Origin of the sequence: Clostridium sp. (genome assembly GCF_016650035.1) — a bacterium.
GTDB lineage: Bacteria > Bacillota > Clostridia > Clostridiales > Clostridiaceae > Clostridium_AD.
On the sequence record NZ_JAENWM010000032.1, the window covers coordinates 1 to 25,013 of the forward strand.

The following is a 25,013-nucleotide window of genomic DNA, read 5'->3' on the forward strand; positions in this document are numbered from 1 at the left end:
GCAACAACTGTTGGTGCAAACAGAATAGTTCCTACAATTTCAATACCATACCCATTAGGACATCCAGGTACTAGTAAGATGGAACAATGGAAATTACGTTATCATAGAGTAGGTGTAGCATTAGATGCTCTAGCTACAGATGTTGAAGAACAAACAGTATTTAAAGTAAAACTGTAAACTTTAATCAAATAAGCCTCATTATAATAACGTGAGGCTTATTTAACTAATAAAGTTTGTGATATACTTAACAATACTAAGAGGGGGAAATATATGAAGAAGGGTACTAACGTGATTGATAAGAAGGGAAAAGGACAAGACGTCTATTTTATATCTCTAGCTTTAACCTTTATTATAGTTATTTGGGCAATAGTTGCAAAAGATAATTTTACTAATGTTTCAAATGGTTTACTTAAGTTTTTAACAGAAAATTTTGGATGGGCATATCTTGTATCGATGGTTATATTTGTTGGATTTTCTTTAACACTAGCATTTAGTAAGTATGGGAAGATTAAGCTAGGTGCGAATGATTCTAAACCTGACTACAGTAATGCTTCTTGGTTTGCAATGCTATTTGGAGCAGGAATGGGTATAGGACTTGTGTTTTGGGGAGTATCAGAACCATTATCACATTTTATTGCACCACCTAATGGTATAACACCAGGAACTGAGGCAGCAGCAAATTTTGCAATGAAAGCTTCATTTATGCATTGGGGATTTCATCCTTGGGCAAATTACGCAATTATAGGCCTTGCTTTAGCATATTTTCAATATAGAAGGAATAAGCCTGCTCTTATAAGCAGTATATTTGAACCACTTATAGGGGAAAAAGGGGTAAAAGGACCCTTAGGAAAAACTATAGATGTTCTTGCTATATTTGCAACAGTGGCAGGGATAGCTACGTCATTAGGTCTTGGAACTATGCAAATAAATAGTGGGCTTAATTATTTATTTCAAATTCCAGAAACTCACACTGTACAGATACTAATAATATTAATAATCGCAATATGTTATATATGGACAGCAGTTAGTGGAATTGACAAGGGTATAAAAATAATTTCGGATGTTAATTTATATTTGGCAGGAGCCTTAATAGTTCTTGCATTTTTAGTAGGACCAACACTAAAAATGATAAATACATTAACTGGTGGTATGGGTTTATACTTGAATGATATATTAAAAGATAGTTTAGCCATTAGCGCATTTGGAGATAATTCTTGGCTAAATGGATGGAGAATATTCTATTGGGCATGGTGGATTGCATGGGCACCATTTGTAGGATCCTTCATAGCAAGAATATCTAAGGGCAGAACAATAAAAGAATTCGTCTTAGGGGTGGTTGTTGCTCCATCTGTGGCATCATTTATATGGTTTTCAGTATTTGGCGCAGCAGGCATAAACTTAGGAATTACAGGAGCTATGAGCATGGATTCTTTAAAGCAAATTGTAGCATCTCCTGAAACAGCACTTTTTATTATTATGGGTCATTATAAGTTTGGAACAATATTATCATTGATTGCAACAGTTTTGCTGGTAACTTTCTTTATTACATCGGCTAACTCTGGTACCTTTGTTTTAGGAATGTTTTCATCAGGTGGAGATTTAAATCCATCAAATAGCAAAAAAATAATATGGGGAGTGGTCTTAGCACTATTGGCAGGTGCATTGTTACTAAGTGGAGGATTACAGTCACTTCAAACTATTTCAGTGGCGGCAGCTTTCCCATTTATTTTCGTAATGTTATTTGCATGTGTATCCCTATGGAAAGCTTTAAAAAGCGAAGATATATCTTCTTAAGCTAGAGTGGGCATATCTTAATAGATAAAAAAAACTAGGATATTTTCCTAGTTTTTTTTGTATCTTGAATTTATAAACCATGGACCTTTAAAGAAAACTAAGAACAAATTTAGCAAGAATATAACTTCTAGTTGCATTCTACGGGGTCGTGTCAGACACCTAAAAAAGAGGGGCTATGTAAAGTAGGAGAAAATGAAATTAGAGCTAGTAAAATCGTGTTTCAGCTCTGAGGTTCCGTAAAGCACCTTGTGTATTTTGATAAAAACAAATATAATAAGTAATGAGAATTTAATTTAAGGGGAATGATTATAGTGGTTAGCAAATTGGATACAGAGAATATATATGAAATATTAAAACAGAGAATAATACATCTCAAGTATGATCCAGGGCAAGTTTTAAATGAGGTAGATATAGCTGCTGAGTTTAATATAAGTAGAACTCCCATAAGACGCGTGTTTCATCAATTACATAATGACAAACTCTTAAACATAGTACCAAGATTTGGAGCTCAAGTGACACCCATTGATTTTAAACAGATGAAATGTATATTTGAATTAACAAGGGAACTTGGTCCATTTGCAACTAGGCTTGCTGTGGAAAGAATAAGTGATGAGAACATTAAAGAACTTGAAGAAATAATGGCAAGGCTTGAAAGCTATGATATAAGCAAAGATTATCAAAGTGCTATAAATGATGATAATCGATTTCACACTATCATATTTTCGAGTTGTGATAATCCATGGCTTCAAGATAGTTTAACACAACTACATTATCATACAGAAAGGTTGTGGCATTATTGCGAACGCTATTTCGATAGCATGGATCTTTTCACTAATACTTTAGGAAAGGTATTAGAAGCAATAAAAGAAAAAGATACAGAAAAAGCAGAGAAATACGCCAGAGATCATATAGATGAATTTGTACTAAAGATAAAAACAGATATGCTTTAGAAGTATTAATAAAAACCTAATTTTAGATGATAAACCTCATCTAAAATTAGGTTTTTTTAATTTTCTGAAAATTATTAATAATTTTACTGAAATATACTTGAAATACAATCAAAATACATGTAGAATGATAAGTGAAGACAATTGAGAAATATTTAACAAAAACATAATGATAAAGGGGGGTAGTAGATGTTATTCCAAATAGTAACTAACAATCCAAAAGTTAAAAGTACTTATAGTGACGTAATCTTTGTAGAAGGAAGTTTTGAAGATGTACTAGTGAAGGCACGTGATTTTGTACATTCAGGTTATAAACTAATTAATCATCCACTAGGTGCAAGTTTAAGAATGTTATTTTCTCCCTATCGTTCCATAATAATCGGTGAAAAGCAACAAAAGGCAGAGGACATGCATATAGCGACCATAGAAAACAGTATAGAAAACTATAGAAAGCATATGGAGGTGAGGTCACCAGATATAAAAAACTCAGAAGATTACGCTATGATTGATAGTGAACTATTAAAATCATCATTAGATGAGCATGAAAGAAATTTGTTATTAAAAAACAACTAATAAAATGGAGGTGATTTTCCTTGAAACTTGAATTAGGAAGAATTAATATTGTGGACATACAGCTAGGAAATGAAACTACTGTAAAGGGTGGTATCTTAACTGTAAATGAAAAGGAATTAATTTTAGAACTTAAGAAAGACGAGAATATCATAAATGTAAAGGTTGACATGGCTAGACCTGGTGAAAAGGTAAGAATAATTCCTGTTAAAGACGTTATTGAGCCAAGGGTGAAAATCGAAGGTGAAGGTAATGGATTTCCTGGTGTAACAACTAAGATAGCTCAGCTAGGATATGGAAAAGTTAATGTGCTTTATGGCGCAGCAATTGTAACCGTTGGAGATATAGTAGGTTTCCAGGAAGGTGTAGTTGATATGTGGGGAGAAGGCGCAAAGTGGACGCCATTTTCAAAAACATTTAATATAGTTTTGGATATTGAACCAGTAAAAGGACTAGCTCCACATGCTCATGAGAAAGTTGTTAGGCTTGCAGGACTTAGAGCCGCAGAATTTATTGGAGAAGCAGGAAGAAATGTAGAGCCAGATGAAATATTGACTTATGAAATGGGAAGTTATGCTGAGGAAAACAAGAAATATCCAGGCCTTCCAAAAGTAGCTTACGTAGAGATGCTTATTTCTCAAGGTCTACTTCATGATGGATATATTTATGGCGTTAATAGTCAACTTATATTACCTACACTTTTGCATCCAAATGAAGAGTTAGATGGTGCAGTAATTAGTGGAAACTGTGTTGCAGCCTGTGATAAGATAACTACTTACCAACATCAAAACAATACTGCAATTCTTGATTTATATAAAGAGCATGGAAAAACTATAAATTTCCTAGGTGTAATACTTACGCCAGAATTAACTACACTTGAAGGTAAATTTAGAACTTGTGATTATACAGCCAAGCTATGTAAGACCCTTGGAGCAGATGGAGTAATTATATCTGAAGAAGGATATGGTAATCCTGACTCCGATCTTCTGATGATATGTAAGAGATTAGAAGTTGTAGGAATAAAGACTGTATTAATTACTGACGAATGTTCAGGTCGTGATGGTATGTCTCAACCACTAGCAGATACAACAAAAGAGGCAATAGCAGTTATATCTACAGGTAATGTAAGTCATGTGGTTATACTACCACCTGCAGATAGAGTAATAGGAAATTCTTCCTCAATTGAAACACTTGCAGGAGGATGGGAAGGCTCAGTAGAAGCTGATGGAACTTTGAAGTGTGAGTTAAATGCAGTAATTGGAGCAACATCAGAAATAGGATATCACAACTGTACAGTTAAATTATATTAAGAAATTAGGGAGGAGGATGAATATGAAATTTAAAGTGTTATACTATGTAAATCAATTTTTCGGTCAAATTGGTGGCGAAGAAAAGGCTGATGTAGAGCCAATATTTAAGGCTGAAACTGTTGGACCAGCACTAGGATTTAATTCTATGCTTGAAGGAGAAGGGGAAGTTATTGGAACTCTAATTTGTGGAGATAACTACTTCAATGAAAATAAAGAAGAAGCACTAGAATATATTATGAAAGTTATGAAAGAGCAGAAACCAGATATAGTTGTTGCAGGGCCAGCATTTAATGCAGGTAGATATGGAATGGCTTGTGCTGGGGTTGCGAATGCTGTAGTAGATCAACTTGGTATTCCTGTAGTTACAGGTATGTATATAGAAAATCCAGGCTTAGATGTGTGCAGGGGTAAGGCATTGGTTGTTAGTGTACCAGATTCTGCTGTTGGAATGCGTAAAGCGTTACCTACAATGGCTAAACTTACATTGAAACTAATGAGGAAAGAAGAAATCGGATCTCCAGAGGAAGAAGGGTATATATCTCAAGGTAAGAGACTTACTGTATTCTCTGATAAAAGAGGATCAGAAAGAGCAGTAGATATGCTACTGGCACGATTAAATGATGAACCATTTAAAACTGAGCTTCCAATGCCAGTATTTGATAAAGTTGATCCAGCAGCAGCTATCAAAGATTTAAGCAAAGCAACTATAGCTTTAGTAACTAGTGGTGGTATGGTTCCATTTGGTAATCCTGATAGAATTCAATCTGCTAGTGCGCAAAAATGGGGTAAGTATGATGTAAGTGGAATAGATGCGCTTACTGGCAGTTACTGCACTATACATGGTGGATTTGATCCAGTATATGCAAATGAAGTGCCTGATAGAATAGCACCTCTTGATATGTTAAAAGAATTTGAAAAAGAGGGAGTTATCGGCAAAGTATATAAGTATTTCTATACTACAACAGGTACTGGGACTTCTGTTGGTAATGCAATAACATTTGGTACTGAAATAGGAAAAGAACTAAAAGAAGCTGGAGTAGACGGAGTTATATTAACGTCAACATGAGGAACTTGTACACGTTGCGGTGCAACGATGCTAAAAGAAATTGAAAGATACGGTATTACTGTAGTTCATATGTCCACTATAACAACTATATCTGAGTCAGTAGGTGCTAATAGAATTGTTCCAACTATTGCAATTCCTTACCCTGTTGGTAATCCTAATCTTCCAAAGGATGAAGAATATAGATTAAGAAAGAAAATGGTTGCGAGAACTTTAACTGCATTAAGTACTGAAATAACAGAAATAACTCAATTTTAATAAGATTTACGTTATTTAAATAACAAAGGGACTGGCTAATAATGATTTTAAATAATCATTATAAAGTAAGTCCCTTTTTTCTAAAACCAGCGGATACGTTAATATATGATAAACTATATAAATCAAAAAATGAGATATGGACATTAATAGAATTATTAACGATTGCGATATTCTGCAATCCTCTAAAAATAATATTTATATGGAGATGAACAACGAATGGAAAGTAAAATCAAAAGAATGTACATTATGGATTTAGCTCTTGTTTTTTTCTTTGTATTTTTTATGTGGGGAATTTTAGGCAGTGTAATAGTTAACATAAGTAAAATAGTATCTAATTCAGGATATAAAATCTTAATTGTCTCAGTAGGGGTAACTACAGGAACATTAGCAACCAATGCTTTAATAGGAGTAATAAAACATCTCAAGAAAAATAGAAATCAGTTATATAGTGAAGATATCTTATGTTCTATAGAAAATAGTAAGAATTCTTAATTTAGAATTTAGAAAGTATTAAAAAAAACACAATATGATTAAATGAAATATAAAAAAACAAGGAGGAGTAAGGAAAATGAAGAATAAAAGTAAGAACAGTAAAAATAAATTTTTAGAAGTATTTGATGTATTATTTATTATGATTCTTTGTTTTGCAACACTTTTTACTGCTTTAATAATACAGGGAAAAGCATCTGAATCAAGTTCGAGTGGAATGGATTACACATTTCATGGCATAACTTTTCTAATAACTATTTTGGGATTAGTAATTTATGTAGTCTACATGATTAATCAATCAGATAAACAATTGAAAGATATGATTAATAAAGTCTATAGTAACAAAATAGATAATAGCAGAGCTGATGTTATAGAAAATGAGGATGAATTTGCAACAGAGAAGATAAGTTAAATTTAATCTAAAAGCTAGTATTTTAAAAACGAGACAGAAGGAGGAGAAAAATGAGTTTTTGGTCAAGAATGAATTATGTTGTTTGGGGACTTTGTGGTTTAATAGTATTCTTAATTTCTAAAGATGTTATAAAAATAGAGAAAGAACGTTCTAAATCAAAATAAAATACAAAAGTATATTAATTATTTCGTGAAAGGTAGGATTTAAAAAAATGAAGGAATCTGTATTTGAAAATGAAGAAAAAGATAAAGAATCGCAGTTATCGAAAGTTTTAGGGGTATTGCACGTTTGGGCATTAGGTGTAGGGATAGTTCTAGTTGGAGAATTTATGGGATGGAATTTTGGTATTACTAAAGGTGGTTCTTTGGGAGCAATCATTGCTTGCTGGATAGCTGGGATACTTTTTATTTCTTTAATCATGGTAAATACAGAAATTGGTACTGTTATTCCAGAAGCGGGAGGACAATATGCCATGGCAAAATATCTATTAGGACCGCTTGGAGCTTTTAATATAGGACTAATGATGGTTTTTCAATATGTAATGCTAGAGGCGGCGGATGCATTAGTAGTAGGTGAAATAATACAAACATTAAGTCCGGATGTGCAAGCTTTACCTTATATTATTTTAAGTTTGTTAGCATTGACATATCTTAATTATAGAAGTGTCTACCTAACATTAAGTTTTAACTTTATTTTTGCACTAATTGCATTTATAACAATATTTATTTTGTTATTTTCCACGAAATTTTATTCATCATCAGAGAGTCTACTGCAGCTATCGCAATTAACTAATGGATTACCTTATGGATATATAGGTATAGTGGGCGCTATGCAATTCGGTATATGGTTTTTTTTGGGGATAGAAGGCACTGTAGTAGCTGCTGAGGAATGTCGTTCAGCAGGACGTTCTATTCCAGTGGGAGCAACTGTTGGGTTAGTAACTCTGCTTATTGGAGGAACAACAACTTGGTTTATATGCTCAGGCATGGTAGATGCTAATATACTAAAAAATTCAGTTTATCCTCTTTTTGATGCTGCAAAGGGAACAGGTAGTGCATTTGTTGCAAATGCACTTTTTATAGGGACAATGTTTGCTTGCTTAGCTAGTGCTAATGGATGTATCACTGACTCAAGTAGAGCTTGGTATGCGATGTCAAAAGATTTATTGATACCAGATTTTTTTGCTGTTGTTCATCCTAAGTATAATACACCTTATAGGGCAATATTATTTTTACTTCCGATAGCTATAGCTTTTGGATTTACTGGGTTACTTGATCAAGTAGTTACTTTTTCAATACTTTCTGCATTATTAATATATATGTTTACAGCATATATGATGTTTAAATTCAGAAAAATGTATCCTATAGGGCATATTCAACGTAGTTATATAGCACCGATATATCAGTTGCATGTAATAATTATTATAGGTATTTCATTAACAACATTTATTGGTATGTATTTTGGTTATTGGATAAATCTTGTGTCAGGTTGTATGTTTTATCTTATAGCATCCCTTTGGTTTGTTTTACATAGATATAAATATTTAGATATTAAAGAATTTATTTCTTGTGACGCATGGCCTCGTCCAAAGGGATATTAAAAATATAAATTTAATTGGAGTGATTTGTTGTGAAAAATGCATCAAAAAAACAGTTGCCATCTTATATTATAGTAATTTCATCCATTATTATACCAGGATCAGGGCATGTTCTATCAGGTAAACCACTGAGAGGATTTCTTATGATTTGCTGGATGTTTGTTTTTGGGTACATTACCTTTCAGTTGACTACGGAAGTAACATCATTTATAGGTCGTTTTTCTGGAGCTTTTGCAGTTTGGGTGCTTTCGGTTTTAGAAGTAGATAAATTAGCACGCAAAAAATATAATAGAAACTAGGAATAATCCACAGCTAGCTTGTATTTCATCTACAAGCTGGCTTTTTGCATTTATCATATTAAGCAGTTTGAATAAATCATATGTTTATTACAGGATAAGTTCATTGATGTTATATGGTACCTAGAACCAATACTTTTTCTATAAATATGCTTACCATTTCAGGATCAAATTGAATACCTGCATTTTTTTTTAACTCGTCTATTGCAACTTCTTCTGATAGTGCTTTTTGATAACTTCGCTCACTAGTCATTGCATCATAGGCATCCGCTATAGTTATGATTCTTGACACAAATGGTATCTCATCGCCTTTTAAGCCTTTAGGATATCCTTTCCCATCCCATCTCTCATGGTGATACAATACATAGTTAGCCATATCAGCCATATCATTTACTGTATTTAGTATTCTGTAACCTATTTCTGGATGACGCTTAATTTCTGACCACTCATCATCTGTAAGTTTACCTGGTTTATTTAGTATATTTTCATCTATAGCAATTTTCCCTATATCATGGAGTAACCCTACTACTTTAAGTTCTTGAATTTCTTTTTCAGTTAAGTCAAGGGCGTTTCCCATGCTTTTGCATAGTGATGAAACTCTATGAGAGTGTTCTTCTTCCCTTCTGTTTTTTTCGTGTAGAGTATTAATTATTGCTTTAATTGTCTTGCCCCTCATACTTGGACCTTCAAAATTTTTTTTTGTATACATATGATCTTCTGCATTTTTGAATATCTCATCAATTTTTTCTTCCATTTTATTCTTAGTTTCATATCCAAAAGAAATAGAAATGGTAATGGATGCTAATTTCTCTTTTAATGACAAATTATTGATACGTTTAATGATTTTTTCTGCCTCAAGAGTATCTGTTTTAGGTAATATAATAACAAATTCATCCCCTCCAAGTCTGGCTATAATATCATCAGATCTACATCCCTTATTCATAATTTCAGCTACTTTCTTTAGAAGTTGGTCACCAGTGGCGTGTCCAAAAGAATCATTAATAAGCTTTAACCCATTTACATCACCCATAACTATGGTCATAGGAAGGTTTATTTCGTTATCAAGTCTCTTTAACGCATCTTCGTAGAATCTGCGATTATATAGTCCCGTAAGTTGGTCGTGATAACTTAAATACTCAATTTCTTCTTCCCTTTGTTTTTTCTCGGGAAAATCTCTAAACACCAACACCACACCTACAATCTTCCCGTCTTGTTGCATAATAGGCGCCGAACTATCTTCAATAGGTCTAGCAATACCATCTTTTGAAATTAATATGGTGTTTTTACCCAGTTCATGTACTTTTCCACTTTTAAGTACTTTTTCAACTATATTTTCGCTCTTTTCTAGTGTGAATTCATTAACAATATTAAATACTTCTTCAATAGATTTTCCAATTGCTTCTTCTTGAGTCCATCCAGTTAAGTATTCAGCAATCCTATTTAAAAATAGTATATTACCCTTATTATCGGTGGAAATTACTCCATCTCCTACTGATATTAATGTGGTTTCTAAAAATTCCTTCTCTTGTTCAAGCGCTGTTTTCAATCTTTGCTGTTCAGTTACATCAATTGCTACGCTCATTGCCATTTTACGTCCATCTTGCAATTTGCCGATATATGCAGAATGAAAATCCCATATCAGTACATTCTCATCTTTTGTTTTAACATGAAATTTGCCATAATATTGTCTTTTACTGAGCCTATATAATGAATTAATTATAGCTTCAAGTTCTTCTTTATTCATTCCATATGCCTTTTTTGCCCAGACTGCAGTTGTTGGAATGTCACTCAATGTATATCCTGTGATATCCGTCCAAGTTCTGCTTATTTTTAGAACTTCTCCGCCCTCGGCGTGTAACATAATTGGTATTGGTGCTTCTTCTAATGCATTCCTAAACTGTCTTTCACTTTCCTTTAGTTTTTCCTCATCTTTTTTACGTTGCGTTATATCCATACCTACTCCGGTAAGGTAAGTTTTCCCATCCAAAATTAAACGTACTCCATTTGATAATACGTGTAGCTTCCCACCACCTTTAACAATCAAATCTGCTTCTACCTTTCCACTTCCCGTACTGAATACTTCTTTAACACTTGCGGCTACTCTTATAGCATCTTCCCCTTCAAACCATTTATCAAGGGTCATGTGAGATAATTCATCCGTTGAGTACCCCGTCATTTCTTCATGTTTCTTGTTCCACCTTATAAGCCTACCTGACTCATCATAAACATAAAGATAACCTGGAACACTTTCCAATAGTGCTTCTACAAAATTTTTTTCTTGGCTTAAAACCTTTTCTGTCCGTTTAAGTTCAGTAACATCCAGAACAAAGCAGGTTAATCCTATCACATTCCCATCAGTAGAGTACATAGGAGACCAAAAATCTTGCCAAAATAAACGGGAAATATTTTCATCACCAAATTCTTCAATTTGAGTAAAACTTTCACCAGCTAAAGCACGATCAAAATTTGATTTTGCCTTTTCGTGGTCTTCATGTGTACCAATCACATCTAGCATATTCATTCCTATTTGGATTTCTTTTCCCCATATTGATTTAATTGTATTCTTGTGTTTGATATTAAATGCAAGATAGCAATAATTATGATCAAGTGCAAATACAATTATTTCAGGAGAACTTTCAAGAATGGCCGAAAGCAGATTATTGGCCTGGTCTAGCATTTTATTTGTCTCTTGCAGTTGTGAATTAATTTCTCGCTGTTTAAATGTTCGCTGCGCTACAGTTTTTTCAATCCTGAGTTTATCACTATAAATTTTAGTATTTGTTGTGTCCGATACAATTGAAAATAACAAAGTGTTTCCTTCTAAATTTATAGGTGTAGAATGAACTTCTACATCCCTGACTTGTCCATCGGATAGCTTATGCTTAAAGTAGAACCGATTTCTCTGTTCATCTTTGGCTATATTCATTTCTTTAATTACTTGTTCTTTTGTAATTATGTTAAAGTCAGTAATTTTCAATTTAATCATTTCATAATAAGGATAACCATAAAAGGAGCAGGCTGCTAAATTACAATCTTTAATTTCAGATGTCTGAGGATTAATTAGAAGCATTATTTCTTGATTGTTTATAAATAGACGCTTATAAAAAGAAGCATCATTTGCTGTATTGATATTTTCATTTTCATTATTATTCATGGATTAATTCCCCCGTAATCTCAAATTTAGATGTTATTTTCAGTAAAATATTAATTTAATATACTATTCTACATATGTCGACAAATACCTCTTTAGACTATCTTTTTTTATTTATAATAGAAGTAGTTGTCTCAAAGCTAAAGTGTTTTTTATTGTTAGAACATATTTACAAAAATGTTACTCTATATAGAGGAATTTGGGAATTAATGTAGAATTATAGTTTGTGGATGCTTCCGTTTATACCAGCGTCAATTATGAATATATTTTTCTTTACTATAGTTCATAGCATCGGAGCCTTAAAATTTAAAAAACCATTAATTGCTGGAATCTTATTAACCATTTTCCAATCTAATATAGCAAAGTGCAAAACTGAAAATAGAAATGAAGAAATAGGGATTTATGTATAAAATATAGAAAGGCGGAGAGTGGTGATGATAAGTGGGGAAAATATTAAAATCATATTATTTACAATATTGTGTATATGTTTAATTTTTTATTTATCGATTGGTGTCTATAGTTATAAGAAAGATAAAAGATCAAAAATTAATGTAATATTTTTGATAATATGTATTTCTATTTCCTTTTGGTGCATAGGTTATGCGTTTATGTTAATTTCTCCTAATATAGAAATTGCGAATATATGGAGATTAGTTGCTTTATTTGGTAGTTGTTTTTTTAATGGCTTGATTTTGACATTCGTTCTTTCTCTTAAAAACATAGAGAATAAAAAATCCGACATTAAAATACATCTTTTAGTATATATACCATCAATAATATTTTTCGTATATAATTTACCATATGAACCTTCTAAGATAATAAGTAATGAATCTTATGGTTTTGTAAGTAATTTATATTTTACTACAACCAGCGGTAATATCTTCAGTATATATCTTGCAGTGTTACTTATAACGGATTTTGTAATAGTATATTTAATAATGAAAAATTCTAGAAAGAATAGAGTCAAGAAACAAATGAAAATTATTATGATTACCAGTATAATTAGTTTTTGTCTGGGTTCAATAACAGATTTTATTTGTCCACTTCTTGGCATTAGGATTTTCCCATTTGGACTTATAGCAATGTTAATTGGAATGGTTGGAATGTGGTATGCAATTAATAAGTATAAAATGATGTCAATTTCTAATAGAATTGTATCAGATTATATCTTTCAAGCTGTAAATGAACCAATCTTCATATTGGGTGAAGATTTTCTTGTGAAAAATTGTAATCAGGCAACACTAAAAATAACTGGCTATAATTATGAAGATTTAAATCAAATTTCACTTCAGTCAATAATAAATTTTAGAAATATTAACTTTAATACTTTGAAACAAGTTGAAGAGGCTAAAAACATAGAAGTTGATTTACATAGGGTTGGTGAGGAAGATCTTGTATGTGAATTATCAGCAACAATTATGCATGATGAATATAAAGACACATTAGCTATACTAACTCAATTACACGATATTTCTGAAAGAAAAAAAATAGCTAAAATTCAAAAGGAAGCTAATTTAAGATTAGAAGAAATGAATCTTAAACTTAAAAATAATATTATCGATAGGTTACAGGCACAAGAGCAAATACGTCATTTTGTATATTATGATGCACTAACTGGAGTGTCTAACAGAAAGAAGATGTTAGAAGAAATTGATTTATTACTTAAAGATAAGAATGAAAAATTTGCAATTCTCTTTATAGATTTGGATAAATTTAAAAGTGTTAATGATAATTATGGTCATCAAGCTGGAGATGATATTCTTAAAGCTACAGCACTCAGATTAAAAAGTATTATTGAATCAACTGATACAATTAGTAGAATTGGTGGAGATGAATTTATAATAATATTAAGAAATTTGAAGTCAACTCAAAATGCTAAAAAAATTGCAAAGACTGCATTGGACCAGTTAAACAGGGCCTTTATTTATAAGAATAATAAATTATTTATTGGAGGAAGTATAGGCATAAGTATATTTCCTGAGCATGGGATTGATGCAGATACGTTAATTAATAATGCTGATTTATCTATGTATGAAGTTAAGCGGGAGGGTGGAGATAGATATAGAGTATATTCTAATTCCAATTAGTGAAGCAACTTTAGATTATTTCTTAACTTGAATAGTAAATGCTGAAGAGCTTATTAAGAAAATTGCTCGTTAAGCTCCCATGTTATGCAATTAAGACTGTAGCTAATGATACAGTCTTAATTGCATAATACCACTAGGATTTTTAACCTTTATAGTATATTATATCCACAATCATATCTTCTCTTATTTCCCATATATTTGCCTGCAAACTAAATGCATTAATGTCTTCTACTTCAAATACTCTCATCCAACTGTCCATAACTTGCCTTTTTTCTAAGGGGTAAAGGTGGGACAATTTTCCTTCTATAAAAGAATAGGTATCTTTAAAACCTCTATTTTCCATATTTTGGGCATATAACTTTTCATCCTCTATATCCTTTGGGATATAATGATGGTTTAGAACATAATCCCATTTTGCACCGTCAAAATAGATAATTTCTGATGCATCCACCTCTAAAACATATACTACGGTATTTTCTATAGGACGTAACATATTTTTTTCACTTATAGAGCACCAGGTGGGAAATGTAACACCTTGGGGTTTTGAAACAATTTTACTTGCAGCATTGACAAACCACATATAAGCATTTATATAATGCTCAGACATATCATCGAATTGTTGCACAATATATTCCTTTTTATTCCTGTGTACTCCCTGGTTTTTTAAATTTTCCAAGCTCTTTATATCTTGTCTAGTTCAAAGAGTCACTTTATTAGAAATATTTTCTAAATTTGACATGCAAATTACCTCCAATTCACTTTTTATTCATCTATAGGAAATATTGAGTATTTACTTAATTATACAATAAAATCCTATGAATTTCAAATATTAAGTAAAATTAAATGCAACCTGTATAATTTTGCTTATAGCTGTAATTGCTAATAAAAACAATAAAAAAAGTAGTAGGGATTATCTGAAAATTACTTTTATTAGAGTAACAAAATAACGAAATCGGAATAATATAAAGCGTGAATATTATTTTGGAGGTACTTATGTACAACTATAGTTCTAAAGACTATGAAAATTATGGACAGAAAATGCCAATGAGGGATATGCCTATGATGGATATGCCTATGTCGAATATGCAAATGATGGATATGCCTATGATGCATATGGCTATGATGAATATGATGATGATGATGAATATGCCAAAGTGTGATGAATATGATGATGATGACGATGAAAGTGACAAAGATTTAAAAAGCATGTATCCTAAGATTCATACCAGGATATATCCCATGGTAAAGTATCATTGTGATATGATGGAGTCAATGCATGGCACAATGTATTGCCCAAGTAAGCAGGAATTGGATCATATTTGTAAAGAAATATGTGACAGATACGAGAAACACGATAGAGAAGACGACGAAGATTGCAATGATGATAATTTGAGGCAAATTGGAAGAGGTTTATTTGGGGATTTAGTCAAAATACTGTTTATCAGAGATTTACTTGGAAGAAGAAGAAGAAGAAGAAGATTTAATCATGGATATCAGGATTAGCGGACGATAGTATGATTAAATGAGCCTATTAATATAGTATCAAAAAGTAAACACCGTCATTATGCTGGTGTTTACTTTTTTAATATAATTTTATAAAATAGGAGGATTTACCAATAACTTGTAGAATTTATAAATATTAGAGCATGAAAATGAAGGATAAAGGGGATTATAATTATGGAAGAAACAAGAACAAAAATAATTATTGCTGATGACAACAAAGAATTTTGTAATATTTTTAGTGATTATCTATTAACGCAAAAAGATATGGTCGTTACTGGCATCGCAGAGAATGGAGTAGAAGTATTAAGATTGATTGAAGAAAGAAAACCTGATTTAGTGGTACTTGATATAATTATGCCTATGCTTGATGGGCTGGGCGTTTTAGAGAGGCTAGATACAATGAATTTAGATCCAATGCCTCATATAATAGTTTTGTCAGCAGTTGGTCAGGATAAAATAACACAAAGAGCCATGTCGCTAGGAGCAGATTATTATGTTGTAAAACCTTTTGACATGGAAGTATTGATTAGAAGAATAAGACAGCTGACAAATAAAACTATAGATAATGACGATGTGAAAATAATACCTAATGCTTATAACACCGAAATTAAAATAAATAGAAATCAATCAGTTGATGTTGATATGATAGATCAAATAACTAATATTATGCATGAAATTGGAATACCTGCTCATATAAAAGGATATATGTTTGCAAGGGAAGCAATAAGTATGGTAGTAAATGATGTTGAACTTTTATCAGCGGTAACAAAAGAATTGTATCCATTAATTGGTGAAAAATTTAATACTACTGCTAGTAGAGTAGAAAGAGCAATAAGACATTCAATAGAGGTTGCATGGAACAGAGGACAAATAGAAACTATTAATAAAATTTTTGGGTATTCTATTCGTAATGGAAAAGCAAAGCCTACTAATTCAGAATTTATAGCGATGGTAGCTGACAAGCTAAGATTACAAAATAGGGTTAGCTAATTGTATTTACAATGAGAAACTTATGATATTTAATAAAGTTGAGATATGTGGAGTAAATACTTCAAAGCTGCTATACAAGATCCTGTGTCTTTAGTTCAACCAATTTATCATGATGGTGGAGATGAAATAGGTATATCCCAAGCGTAGGTATCTAGAGTGGGAAAAAATGCATTAAAGCACATGAAAAAATATGTATAGGGGCCTCCAGTGAGGCCGTTTTTGTAAATTCATTAAAATTTAAAATGCAAAAGACTATTTTCATGTAGCTCTGCAATTTAAAATTATATGTACATGCAATATTATTTAAATTAATCATAGTATAGTAATAAGCTAAACTAGGAGGGACGCTTTTGTTTTTCATAAATAGTTTATTAGATATGCTTTCCAATATTACATTTTTAACAGCTTATATAACTGGCAGTAGTTCATTTCCTCAACCATTATCTGAAGAGGAAGAGAAATCCTATTTAACAAAATTTAATGAGGGAGATTTAGTAGCTAAAGGAATACTCATTGAACGGAATTTGAGGCTAGTAGCACATATAGTGAAAAAATACTCATATCAAGGAAAAGACGTAGATGATCTCATATCTATTGGAACTGTGGGACTTATTAAAGCAATTGAAGCTTTTGATATAAGTAAGGGCGTAAGGCTTGCCACCTTTGCTTCAAGGTGCATAGAAAATGAGATTCTCATGCTTATTCGTAATAATAAAAAAACGAAAGGGGATTTGTACCTACAGGATCCTATTGGCACTGATAAAGAGGGAAATGAGATATCCCTTATGGATGTATTAAGTTGTGATGAAGATTCTATTTTTGAGATAGTAGAAAGTAAAATGCAAAAGCAAAAGCTTTATGATAACATAAACTTTAATTTAATGGATAGAGAAAAAACAATAATTCAAATGCGCTATGGATTACTTGATGGTAACCCTAGAACTCAAAGAGAAATTGCATTGATTCTAGGGATTTCTAGGTCCTATGTTTCTAGAATTGAAAAGAGAGCCTTAAAAAGGCTTAATAAGGAATTTAATAGCACTAACAAAAACGGGTTAAATATAAAATAAATTGTAAATATAACAAATTAATCCTTGTTTATTTTATTATATTAAAACAACCATAAATTACTATGAGTATTTCTTATAATAATGCACAAAATAACAATGCAAATGAAAATCATTATTAAATAAAAAGGAGGCAATTTATATGTCAAATAGAAAATTAGTTCCACAAGCAAAAGAAGGTTTAAATAAATTTAAAATGGAAGCAGCTAAAGAAGTAGGAGTTAATCTTTCAGAAGGATACAATGGAGATTTAACTTCAAGAGAGAATGGATCTGTAGGCGGACAAATGGTTAAAAAAATGGTTGAGTCTTACGAAAAGAACTTATAATTAAAGTATAAACATTAAAGGGTATCTATAGGGTAGACACATTTTTTAAAGTGTTGCCATATAGGTACCTTTTAAATATATTGAGAAGAATTTGTTTCATTTTATCTAATCAAACTATTATAGTCTGAATATTATGCTTCTGAAGTATATTTACCTTTTCCTGTGCAATAGCCTTATCAGTGATTACAATACCAACCTTAGAAAGTTCCGTTACGGAAGTAATTCCAGTGTTATCAAACTTTGAGGACTCGGCAAGTATGATAATCGTCTCGGCCCTTTGACACATTTCCCTGCCCACCTCTGCTCTAAGAAAATCTCCGCAGGTAAATCCTGATTTTTCAGAGAATCCATCCATACCTATAAAAGCTTTGTCTACGCATATTTTACTTAAGCAAAGCTTCGTAAGAGGACCAACCATTGCTTCTGATTCGCTTTGAAATTCACCACCGATAACCGTCAATTTCACATTTTCATATTGATTCAGCGTGTAGGCTATAAAAACAGAATTAGTTATAATATGTACATTGATGTTATCGGCAAGTTCTATCGCCAAAAGAGCATTGGTGGAACCTGCCTCAATTAATATAGTCTCTCCGTTTGCAACAAGTTTAGTGGCTTCCTTTACAATTCTAAGTTTTTCTTCATAACGAAAACGCATTCTCTTTTCTATAGAATTTGAGGCAATCTGCGTTGCACCACCGTGAGTCCGTTTTAACAATCCTTGGTTTTCAAGAGCAGTTAAATCTTTTCTAATGGTCACTTCGGAGACTCTAAGCAGTCTTGAAAGTTCTATTACCGTCACCTTAGGTTTTTTAGATAGGATATCAAATATTTCATTTTGCCTTTCATTCATAATATTACCACCTCAGATTTACATTAAATTTACATAGAATATATCAATATCATAGTATAAAGTTTATATGTTGTCAATATTGATTCGTTCAAATTATAAAACGAAACATGTATTGATTCCATATGAAACATATGGTATGATATTGCCATAAAGGGGCTTATTATTACTAAAATAAACAACAAAGAAAGTGAATTGTTTTTCAAACGAAATATAAAATGAACTTAAAGGAGAAGATTTTATGAGTAAAAAAATAAATGTAGGATTGATAGGTTATGGAGTATCAGGAAGAGTTTTTCATGCACCCATAATCAGTAGTGTACCTGGATTAAATTTATATAAGATTTATGAAACAAATGAAAAAAATATAGAAAATATAAAAAAGAAGTACCTAAATATTCTTGTTACTTCTAATATAGATGAGTTTTTCCAGGATGAGAATATAGATTTGGTTGTCATAGCGGTTCCAAACACAGCACACTATAATTTAGCAAAAAGGGCTTTAGAAGGTGGTAAGAATGTAGTGGTTGAAAAACCATTTACAATTAATACAAAGGAAGCAGATGAAATAATAGAACTTTCAAAATTAAAAAACAAGTTATTAACTGTACATCACAATAGAAGATGGGATAGTGACTTTAAAACTGTGAAAAAAGTTATTCAAAGCAATCTGCTTGGAGATATAGTCGAATACGAAGCTCATTATGATAGATTCAGAAACTATATTAAACAAAATGCTTGGAGGGAAAAAAAATTACCTGGATCAGGGATTCTATATGATTTGGGATCTCATCTTATAGATCAGGCTCAGTGTCTTTTTGGTCTTCCTAAGGAAATATTTGCAGATTTGAGAGTTCAAAGGGAAGACGGGGAAAATATTGATAATTTTGAGGTGATTTTAAGTTATGATAACTTAAAGGTTACACTAAAGGCAGGTATGCTTGTAAAAGAAATAGGACCTCATTTCACTATTCTAGGTAATAAGGGGTCGTTTATTAAGTATGGTATGGATGTGCAAGAAGAAAATTTGAAAAATGACTTAATACCAAAGAATATTGAAGGATGGGGTAGAGAACCTAGTTCTTTATGGGGAAACATAAATACAGAAATAAATGGGTTACAATTAACTGGTAAGATAGAAAGTGAACTAGGTGATTATAGAGAATTTTACGAAAATGTATATCGTTCTATTTTAGGAGAGACTGAATTAGAAGTAAATCCTAAGCAGGCAAGAAATACAATAAGAATAATAGAATTAGCAGAGAAAAGTAGTTTGGAAAAAGCATGGGTAAAATTCGAATAAAGATAAATTAATTTCAACTATATTAGGAGGTAAATGCCATAACCTATCTGGTATAGTAATTTTAAATATAGTATCTTATTTATTTTTTTTTACCACCCCAAGTCTTGCCCACTGTCCATACTGTTATTAATGCGCCTAGAATGATAGCCACCATTCCTGTTCTATCCATTGGAATACCTCCTCTCGTTTAACTACAAGTTAAACCTAATTATACCATAATACCTATAAAATAGATCAAATTGGAAATTAATGTAGAAATATAGTTTACTTAAGATTAAATAAACATATAAGAGAAAATGAGAGAAGTTGGAGTTAATATTTTTATGCTAAATATTTGAAATTTATATTGATATTCTGTATAATTAAATAAGGACATACTTGTGGAAAATTGCGAATTAAATACTTGAAGTTAAATAATATAATGGAAAAAATTAATTGTGGGGGTAAATATAAACTATGAGAAAAGAAACTTTGAATGAATGTTGTTGTGAAAATAAAATAAAGTCTTCTTGTGAGGCAGAAAAAAATAACTTGTGTCCTGTATGTAAAAAACAGGGGACTCTTGTAAAGAATATTACAGTAAAGCATATTGTACTTGACGAGTCAATGGAACTGGTTGGTGAGGACAACTATTTCTTATGTATGGATGATGAATGTGATATTACATACTACAATCCAAAATCAAATGTGAAATTTAATAAGCAACAAGTAAAAATTCCTATCTGGTTTAAGAAAGATGCAAATCCTAAATATGCATGTTACTGTAGTGAAGTAACAGAAGAACAAGTTATAAATGCGGTTGTAAAAGATGGGGCTACGAATATGAAAGAGGTTTTAAAGATTACTGGAGCAATGACTAATTCACAATGTCAAAAGAAAAATCCTTTAGGCAAGTGTTGTCATAAAGTAATCCAGGAGGCAATAGATAAAGTACTATCCATGAAAGAATGAGAATTTTAAATATTTTTGTTAATCTATTAATGCTTATTTATCCCGAATTTCCTCTAAACCCCTATTAGTCTAATAGTACACCAGATTTTGATACATCAGTTACAATATTCGACAGGTGACAGTCACCATTATGAGGCACATTCGACAGGTGACAGTCACCATTGTGGGGGTAGCAAAGTGAATAATTTGTCGATAATTCGTTAGGAATGAACAAACTATAGAAATGATAAGGAGAATAAGTATGGGTATAAGATTGGCTGAACATAAAGACTTTGAATCATTGGTGGAAATATATAATCAAGCAATTGTAACACATCGTTGTACTGCAGATATGGATATATTTTCTGTGGAGGAAAGGATTTCCTGGTTTGTGCAACATGAATCATTAGAGTATCCAATTTATATATACGAAGTTGATAACAAAGCTGTAGGGTATTTATATTTTACTGGTTATCGTCCAGGAAGAAGAGCTATGAAATATACTGCAGAGATTAGCTATTATATTCATAATGATTATCAAAAACAGGGAATAGGAACAAAATTTATGGAATTTGCAATTAAAGAGAGTGAAGAATTGAACTTTAGAAATTTAATTGCAATATTGTTAGAATGGAATATTCCAAGTATAAGGTTGCTCGAAAAATTTGGATTTAAGGAATGGGGATGTCTACCTGGGATTGCAGATTTCGATGGTGAAATATGTTCGCATTTGTATTATGGATTAAAGATATAAGCTATACTTTTGATTTATTGTCTAAATTTCTCTTATAAAATATAAAAAATGATATACTAGTTATAATTACAGCTGTAATATCTGCTACTGGTTCTGCTAATAAAACAGCAAATAATTTATCTTCAAAGAAATTTGGAAGAATAAATATAAGAGGTATTAGCAAGATCATCTTTCGTAACAATGCCAGAAGCAATGAAATTTTAGCTTGTCCTAAAGCTAAAAAACATCGCTGACAAGCTATTTGAGCACCGAATATAAATGTACCTATAAAATAAATTCTAATGGACCAAACGGTAATGTTTATAAATTCTGGGGTACTGTTAAATATAGAAACAATATTTTCAGGAAATAACATTAAAATACTTGTCATGACTAGACTGTAAGTTAAGCAACAGGTTATTAAAAGTTTAATGGTAGCTTTTACTCTATCTAAGTTTTTAGCTCCGTAATTATAACTTATTATAGGCTGAGCGCCTTGAGCTAACCCTATTAATGGTAGAAAAATAATTTGCATTATACTGGCCATTATGGTCATAGCCCCTACAGCTAAATCTCCGCTATAAGCTTGAAGTTTTGTATTTAAAGAAATTAAAACTAAGCTTTCAGTGGATTGCATAATAAATGGTGAAACACCTAAACTAACAATAGGAATTATTATCTTCAAATTTGGCATTAAAAATTCCTTATGTATTCTTAAAATGGTTTTTTTACCGAATAAAAATTTTAAAACAAATAGTGCAGAAAACATTTGAGCAATTATTGTTGCTAAAGCAGCACCCTGTACTCCCATGTTAAAAGTGAAAATAAGTATAGGATCAAGAACTATATTTATTGTAGCACCAATCATTACAGTGAACATACTTATTTTTGTAAAACCTTGTGTATTTAAAAAAGCATTCATGCCTAAAGCTATCTGAACAAAAACTGTTCCAATTAGGTATATGGTTATGTAATCTTGTGCATACCCAATAGTTTGATCACTTGCTCCAAAAGTATAAAGAATTGGATCCTTAAAAATTAAAAACACTATAGTTAAGATTAAGCCTATAATAATAAGCATAGAAAAGCTATTACTTAGTATTTTCTCAGCTTCCTTATTTTTCTTTTCACCCATTTTTATAGCGGCAATGGGTGCCCCTCCCATACCAATTAAAGCACTAAAAGCTGATATTATAAGAATTATAGGAAAGGATATACCAACTCCAGCCATGGCAATTTCGCCACTTGGAAGTTTACCTATAAATATTCTATCCACAATATTATATAAAACATTCACTAATTGAGCCAAAATGCATGGTAAAGCAAGTTTGAATAATAGTTTGCCTATTTTACTATTTTCAAAATCTGAAGTAATTGAATTCATAAAAAAATCTCCTTAATTTTAATTGTTCTAACAATATTATTATATAGTAAAGATCTAATAAGTGCCACCCAGGTGGCAAGTGGCATGTTTTAAAACGGAAAAAGGATTTGTAAATCATAAATCATAAAATTCAATACTTAAATAAAAGTAAAAAAATTAGTTAACCAATCCATTGGCTAACTAATTTTTATTTCATATTATTTTTTCATTAGCAAGTAAAGAATTGGATTCCGCTAAAGAAAGTTTTAGTTTATTAAGATTATATGGCACCTATAATTTTAATGAATTTGAGAACAATATATATAAGACCGTCACTTTAGTGATGGGAGGTTCATGGAAAGGAACAAAAAAATATGGAAAAAAAAACAAGTAAAAAACGTTATAAATGGTGGAGACTATTAATAAAAGGGTTAATAATATATATATTAGGTTTAGAAGTTCTGGTATTAACGCAAAACCCAAATCTATTTCCATCAATAGTGATGCTAGGCAACTTCCTTATACCAGTTATCTACGTGGCCTTTTTATATCAAAAAAGAACTTTAAGCAATGTAAGTATGCCTATGACTCTTGCAGGTTTCTTTTATGGTGGATTTTTAGGAGTGTTTGCAGCGGCAATGCTTGAACCAATTTTTATCCATAACTTAAATTTATCAACAACTATATTTGTAGGCATAATTGAAGAATTCGTAAAAATCGTTGCAGTACTAGTTATTTTCAGAAATAGAAACCATGACCTTCAGCTAGATGGGTTAATTATTGGAGCAACCGCGGGAATGGGCTTTGCAGCATTAGAGAGTTCAGGATATGCCTTTACTACATTTTTAAACAGTGGTGGAAGTTTATCATCCACTGTTTATATAACACTACTCAGAGGGATATTATCGCCACTAGGACATGGTACTTGGACAGCTATTTTAGCAGCAGTACTTTTAAGAGAAAGTGCTCCGAGAAAATTTACATTAAATTTAAGGGTCATTGGAGCATATGTTACTGTGGTTGTGCTGCATGGACTTTGGAATGGAATTCCATCTCTTATTGAAATATTTACATCTTCTAAAGCTGTTATTTTTATTGGACAATGCATCATTGGTCTTCTTGGCATACTTATATTAATTAGGTTGTGGTTTAAAGCAAAAAAACAGGCGCGAGAACGATTATCAGGGAATTAATAATTTTTAGTTTTCTATTAGAACCTCCGAAGTTGTTGTTAATATTGCTAGTATATTTTCATCAATTTATCCTAATCATAAAGTAATAAAATAAAATTACATGTGAGGATGGTGAAGAAATGAAAAACACTAAAATTGCTTCAATATTAGTTAGTGTCAGTATGACCATTATAGTATTTTCTGGTTGTAGTGGTCGTACAAAAATACCAAATGTTGTTACGAAACAAGAAATGAATAATACTATAAAACCTAACTCAACAGCAATGACAGAACTTTATTCTAAGACTCTTGAAGAGTTAGTTACTGCAAAGACAATAACACAGACCCAGTCTAGAAAAGTGCTTGCATCAATAACAAACAATATGACACCTGATACAGTAACAGTACCTAATTCAGTAACAGTACCTAATGCAGTAACGACACCTAACACAGTAACGACACCGAATACAACACCTATTATTAATGGGATAAGCTCATTAGTAAAAAGTAAAGTAATTACCCAAGCACAAGCTAATACAATAAACCTCAAAATTCAAGAAGCTATGAAAAAGATTCAAAGTAATAAGTAAGTATTTATAATTTTATAAAAATAAGTATATGAGACTAGAGCGGAATGCTCTAGTTTTTTGATTGTACATTAATATGAGTTCCATTTTTATAAACACAAGCTGTGTTGCTTAGAGAATATAGATTATTGTTGACAATTATAATTGTCAATGGTACACTTTAAATGACAATTAAGTTTGTCAATATGAAATATAAACTTGTCAAAAGGAGGA

24 protein-coding genes are annotated in these 25,013 nt (G+C 31.4%); 20 read left to right on the forward strand and 4 right to left on the reverse strand.

The annotated features are described in order from the left end of the window. The 10 genes from JJD95_RS09365 to JJD95_RS09410 all read left to right on the forward strand — a co-directional run. Nucleotides 1-177 (forward strand): glycine/betaine/sarcosine/D-proline family reductase selenoprotein B (locus JJD95_RS09365; RefSeq protein WP_291642740.1); only part of this gene is annotated, 177 nt, incomplete at its 5' end. A gap of 93 nt (nt 178-270) precedes the next feature. After that, nucleotides 271-1,794 (forward strand): BCCT family transporter, encoded by a 1,524-nt coding sequence (locus tag JJD95_RS09370; RefSeq protein ID WP_291642665.1) that lies wholly within the window; start codon nt 271-273, stop codon nt 1,792-1,794. Nucleotides 1,795-2,105: 311 nt separating this feature from the next. Further along, entirely contained in the window at nt 2,106-2,744 is a 639-nt protein-coding gene (locus tag JJD95_RS09375) for a GntR family transcriptional regulator (RefSeq protein WP_291642667.1), read from the forward strand. Between the two features lie 186 nt (nt 2,745-2,930). Next, entirely contained in the window at nt 2,931-3,314 is a 384-nt protein-coding gene (locus JJD95_RS09380) for a GrdX family protein (RefSeq protein ID WP_291642669.1), read from the forward strand. A gap of 20 nt (nt 3,315-3,334) precedes the next feature. Then, entirely contained in the window at nt 3,335-4,621 is a 1,287-nt protein-coding gene (locus JJD95_RS09385; protein ID WP_291642671.1) for a glycine/sarcosine/betaine reductase component B subunit, read from the forward strand. A 16-nt stretch (nt 4,622-4,637) separates the two neighbouring features. Beyond that, a complete protein-coding gene (locus JJD95_RS09390; RefSeq protein WP_291642673.1) occupies nt 4,638-5,942 on the forward strand; it encodes a glycine/betaine/sarcosine/D-proline family reductase selenoprotein B in 1,305 nt (434 codons plus the stop codon). A gap of 216 nt (nt 5,943-6,158) precedes the next feature. Then, a complete protein-coding gene (locus tag JJD95_RS09395; protein ID WP_291642675.1) occupies nt 6,159-6,434 on the forward strand; it encodes a hypothetical protein in 276 nt (91 codons plus the stop codon). 76 nt (nt 6,435-6,510) lie between these two features. Continuing rightward, nucleotides 6,511-6,843 carry a hypothetical protein gene (locus JJD95_RS09400; RefSeq protein ID WP_291642677.1) on the forward strand — a complete coding sequence of 111 codons (333 nt, stop codon included), beginning with the start codon at nt 6,511-6,513 and terminating at the stop codon, nt 6,841-6,843. A gap of 211 nt (nt 6,844-7,054) precedes the next feature. Continuing rightward, nucleotides 7,055-8,443 carry an APC family permease gene (locus JJD95_RS09405; protein ID WP_291642679.1) on the forward strand — a complete coding sequence of 463 codons (1,389 nt, stop codon included), beginning with the start codon at nt 7,055-7,057 and terminating at the stop codon, nt 8,441-8,443. 29 nt (nt 8,444-8,472) lie between these two features. Continuing rightward, entirely contained in the window at nt 8,473-8,739 is a 267-nt protein-coding gene (locus tag JJD95_RS09410; RefSeq protein WP_291642681.1) for a hypothetical protein, read from the forward strand. A gap of 109 nt (nt 8,740-8,848) precedes the next feature. On the opposite strand, the gene JJD95_RS09415 is transcribed toward JJD95_RS09410, so the two are convergent. Next, complete coding sequence (locus JJD95_RS09415; RefSeq protein ID WP_291642682.1) at nt 8,849-11,890, reverse strand: PAS domain S-box protein; 3,042 nt, start codon at nt 11,888-11,890, stop codon at nt 8,849-8,851. A gap of 431 nt (nt 11,891-12,321) precedes the next feature. Between JJD95_RS09415 and JJD95_RS09420 the strand changes: the two genes are divergently transcribed. Next, a complete protein-coding gene (locus tag JJD95_RS09420; RefSeq protein ID WP_291642684.1) occupies nt 12,322-13,974 on the forward strand; it encodes a diguanylate cyclase in 1,653 nt (550 codons plus the stop codon). A 142-nt stretch (nt 13,975-14,116) separates the two neighbouring features. On the opposite strand, the gene JJD95_RS09425 is transcribed toward JJD95_RS09420, so the two are convergent. Next, on the reverse strand, nt 14,117-14,659 hold the full coding sequence (locus tag JJD95_RS09425; RefSeq protein ID WP_291642742.1) for a DUF3841 domain-containing protein: 543 nt from the start codon (nt 14,657-14,659) through the stop codon (nt 14,117-14,119). A gap of 308 nt (nt 14,660-14,967) precedes the next feature. On the opposite strand from JJD95_RS09425, the gene JJD95_RS09430 reads away from it, so the two are divergent. From JJD95_RS09430 to JJD95_RS09445, 4 genes are all read left to right on the forward strand, one after another. Beyond that, nucleotides 14,968-15,477 carry a hypothetical protein gene (locus JJD95_RS09430; RefSeq protein ID WP_291642686.1) on the forward strand — a complete coding sequence of 170 codons (510 nt, stop codon included), beginning with the start codon at nt 14,968-14,970 and terminating at the stop codon, nt 15,475-15,477. A gap of 174 nt (nt 15,478-15,651) precedes the next feature. Beyond that, the gene (spo0A, locus tag JJD95_RS09435) at nt 15,652-16,467 is read left to right on the forward strand and encodes a sporulation transcription factor Spo0A (protein ID WP_291642688.1); all 816 of its coding nucleotides are present in this window, start codon (nt 15,652-15,654) and stop codon (nt 16,465-16,467) included. A 350-nt stretch (nt 16,468-16,817) separates the two neighbouring features. Beyond that, nucleotides 16,818-17,537 carry an RNA polymerase sporulation sigma factor SigK gene (gene sigK, locus JJD95_RS09440; RefSeq protein ID WP_291642690.1) on the forward strand — a complete coding sequence of 240 codons (720 nt, stop codon included), beginning with the start codon at nt 16,818-16,820 and terminating at the stop codon, nt 17,535-17,537. 139 nt (nt 17,538-17,676) lie between these two features. After that, complete coding sequence (locus JJD95_RS09445; protein ID WP_291642692.1) at nt 17,677-17,862, forward strand: alpha/beta-type small acid-soluble spore protein; 186 nt, start codon at nt 17,677-17,679, stop codon at nt 17,860-17,862. 109 nt (nt 17,863-17,971) lie between these two features. Here JJD95_RS09445 and JJD95_RS09450 read toward each other — a convergent pair whose 3' ends face one another. Beyond that, on the reverse strand, nt 17,972-18,715 hold the full coding sequence (locus JJD95_RS09450; protein ID WP_291642694.1) for a DeoR/GlpR family DNA-binding transcription regulator: 744 nt from the start codon (nt 18,713-18,715) through the stop codon (nt 17,972-17,974). 238 nt (nt 18,716-18,953) lie between these two features. Between JJD95_RS09450 and JJD95_RS09455 the strand changes: the two genes are divergently transcribed. The 3 genes from JJD95_RS09455 (at nt 18,954) to JJD95_RS09465 (ending at nt 21,699) form a co-directional block, all read left to right on the forward strand. Then, the gene (locus tag JJD95_RS09455) at nt 18,954-20,015 is read left to right on the forward strand and encodes a Gfo/Idh/MocA family oxidoreductase (protein ID WP_291642696.1); all 1,062 of its coding nucleotides are present in this window, start codon (nt 18,954-18,956) and stop codon (nt 20,013-20,015) included. A 456-nt stretch (nt 20,016-20,471) separates the two neighbouring features. After that, a complete protein-coding gene (locus JJD95_RS09460; RefSeq protein ID WP_291642697.1) occupies nt 20,472-20,966 on the forward strand; it encodes a Csac_0668 family 2Fe-2S cluster-binding (seleno)protein in 495 nt (164 codons plus the stop codon). A gap of 241 nt (nt 20,967-21,207) precedes the next feature. Further along, nucleotides 21,208-21,699 (forward strand): GNAT family N-acetyltransferase, encoded by a 492-nt coding sequence (locus tag JJD95_RS09465; protein ID WP_291642699.1) that lies wholly within the window; start codon nt 21,208-21,210, stop codon nt 21,697-21,699. Nucleotide 21,700: 1 nt separating this feature from the next. Here the strand turns inward: JJD95_RS09465 and JJD95_RS09470 are convergent, their stop codons facing one another. Next, a complete protein-coding gene (locus tag JJD95_RS09470; RefSeq protein WP_291642701.1) occupies nt 21,701-23,062 on the reverse strand; it encodes an MATE family efflux transporter in 1,362 nt (453 codons plus the stop codon). Between the two features lie 353 nt (nt 23,063-23,415). On the opposite strand from JJD95_RS09470, the gene JJD95_RS09475 reads away from it, so the two are divergent. Next, nucleotides 23,416-24,234: a PrsW family intramembrane metalloprotease gene (locus JJD95_RS09475; protein ID WP_291642703.1), complete on the forward strand. Its 819-nt coding sequence runs from the start codon at nt 23,416-23,418 to the stop codon at nt 24,232-24,234. A 161-nt stretch (nt 24,235-24,395) separates the two neighbouring features. Further along, nucleotides 24,396-24,803, forward strand: a complete 408-nt coding sequence (locus JJD95_RS09480; protein WP_291642705.1) for a hypothetical protein — start codon at nt 24,396-24,398, stop codon at nt 24,801-24,803. Nucleotides 24,804-25,013 lie beyond the last annotated feature (210 nt).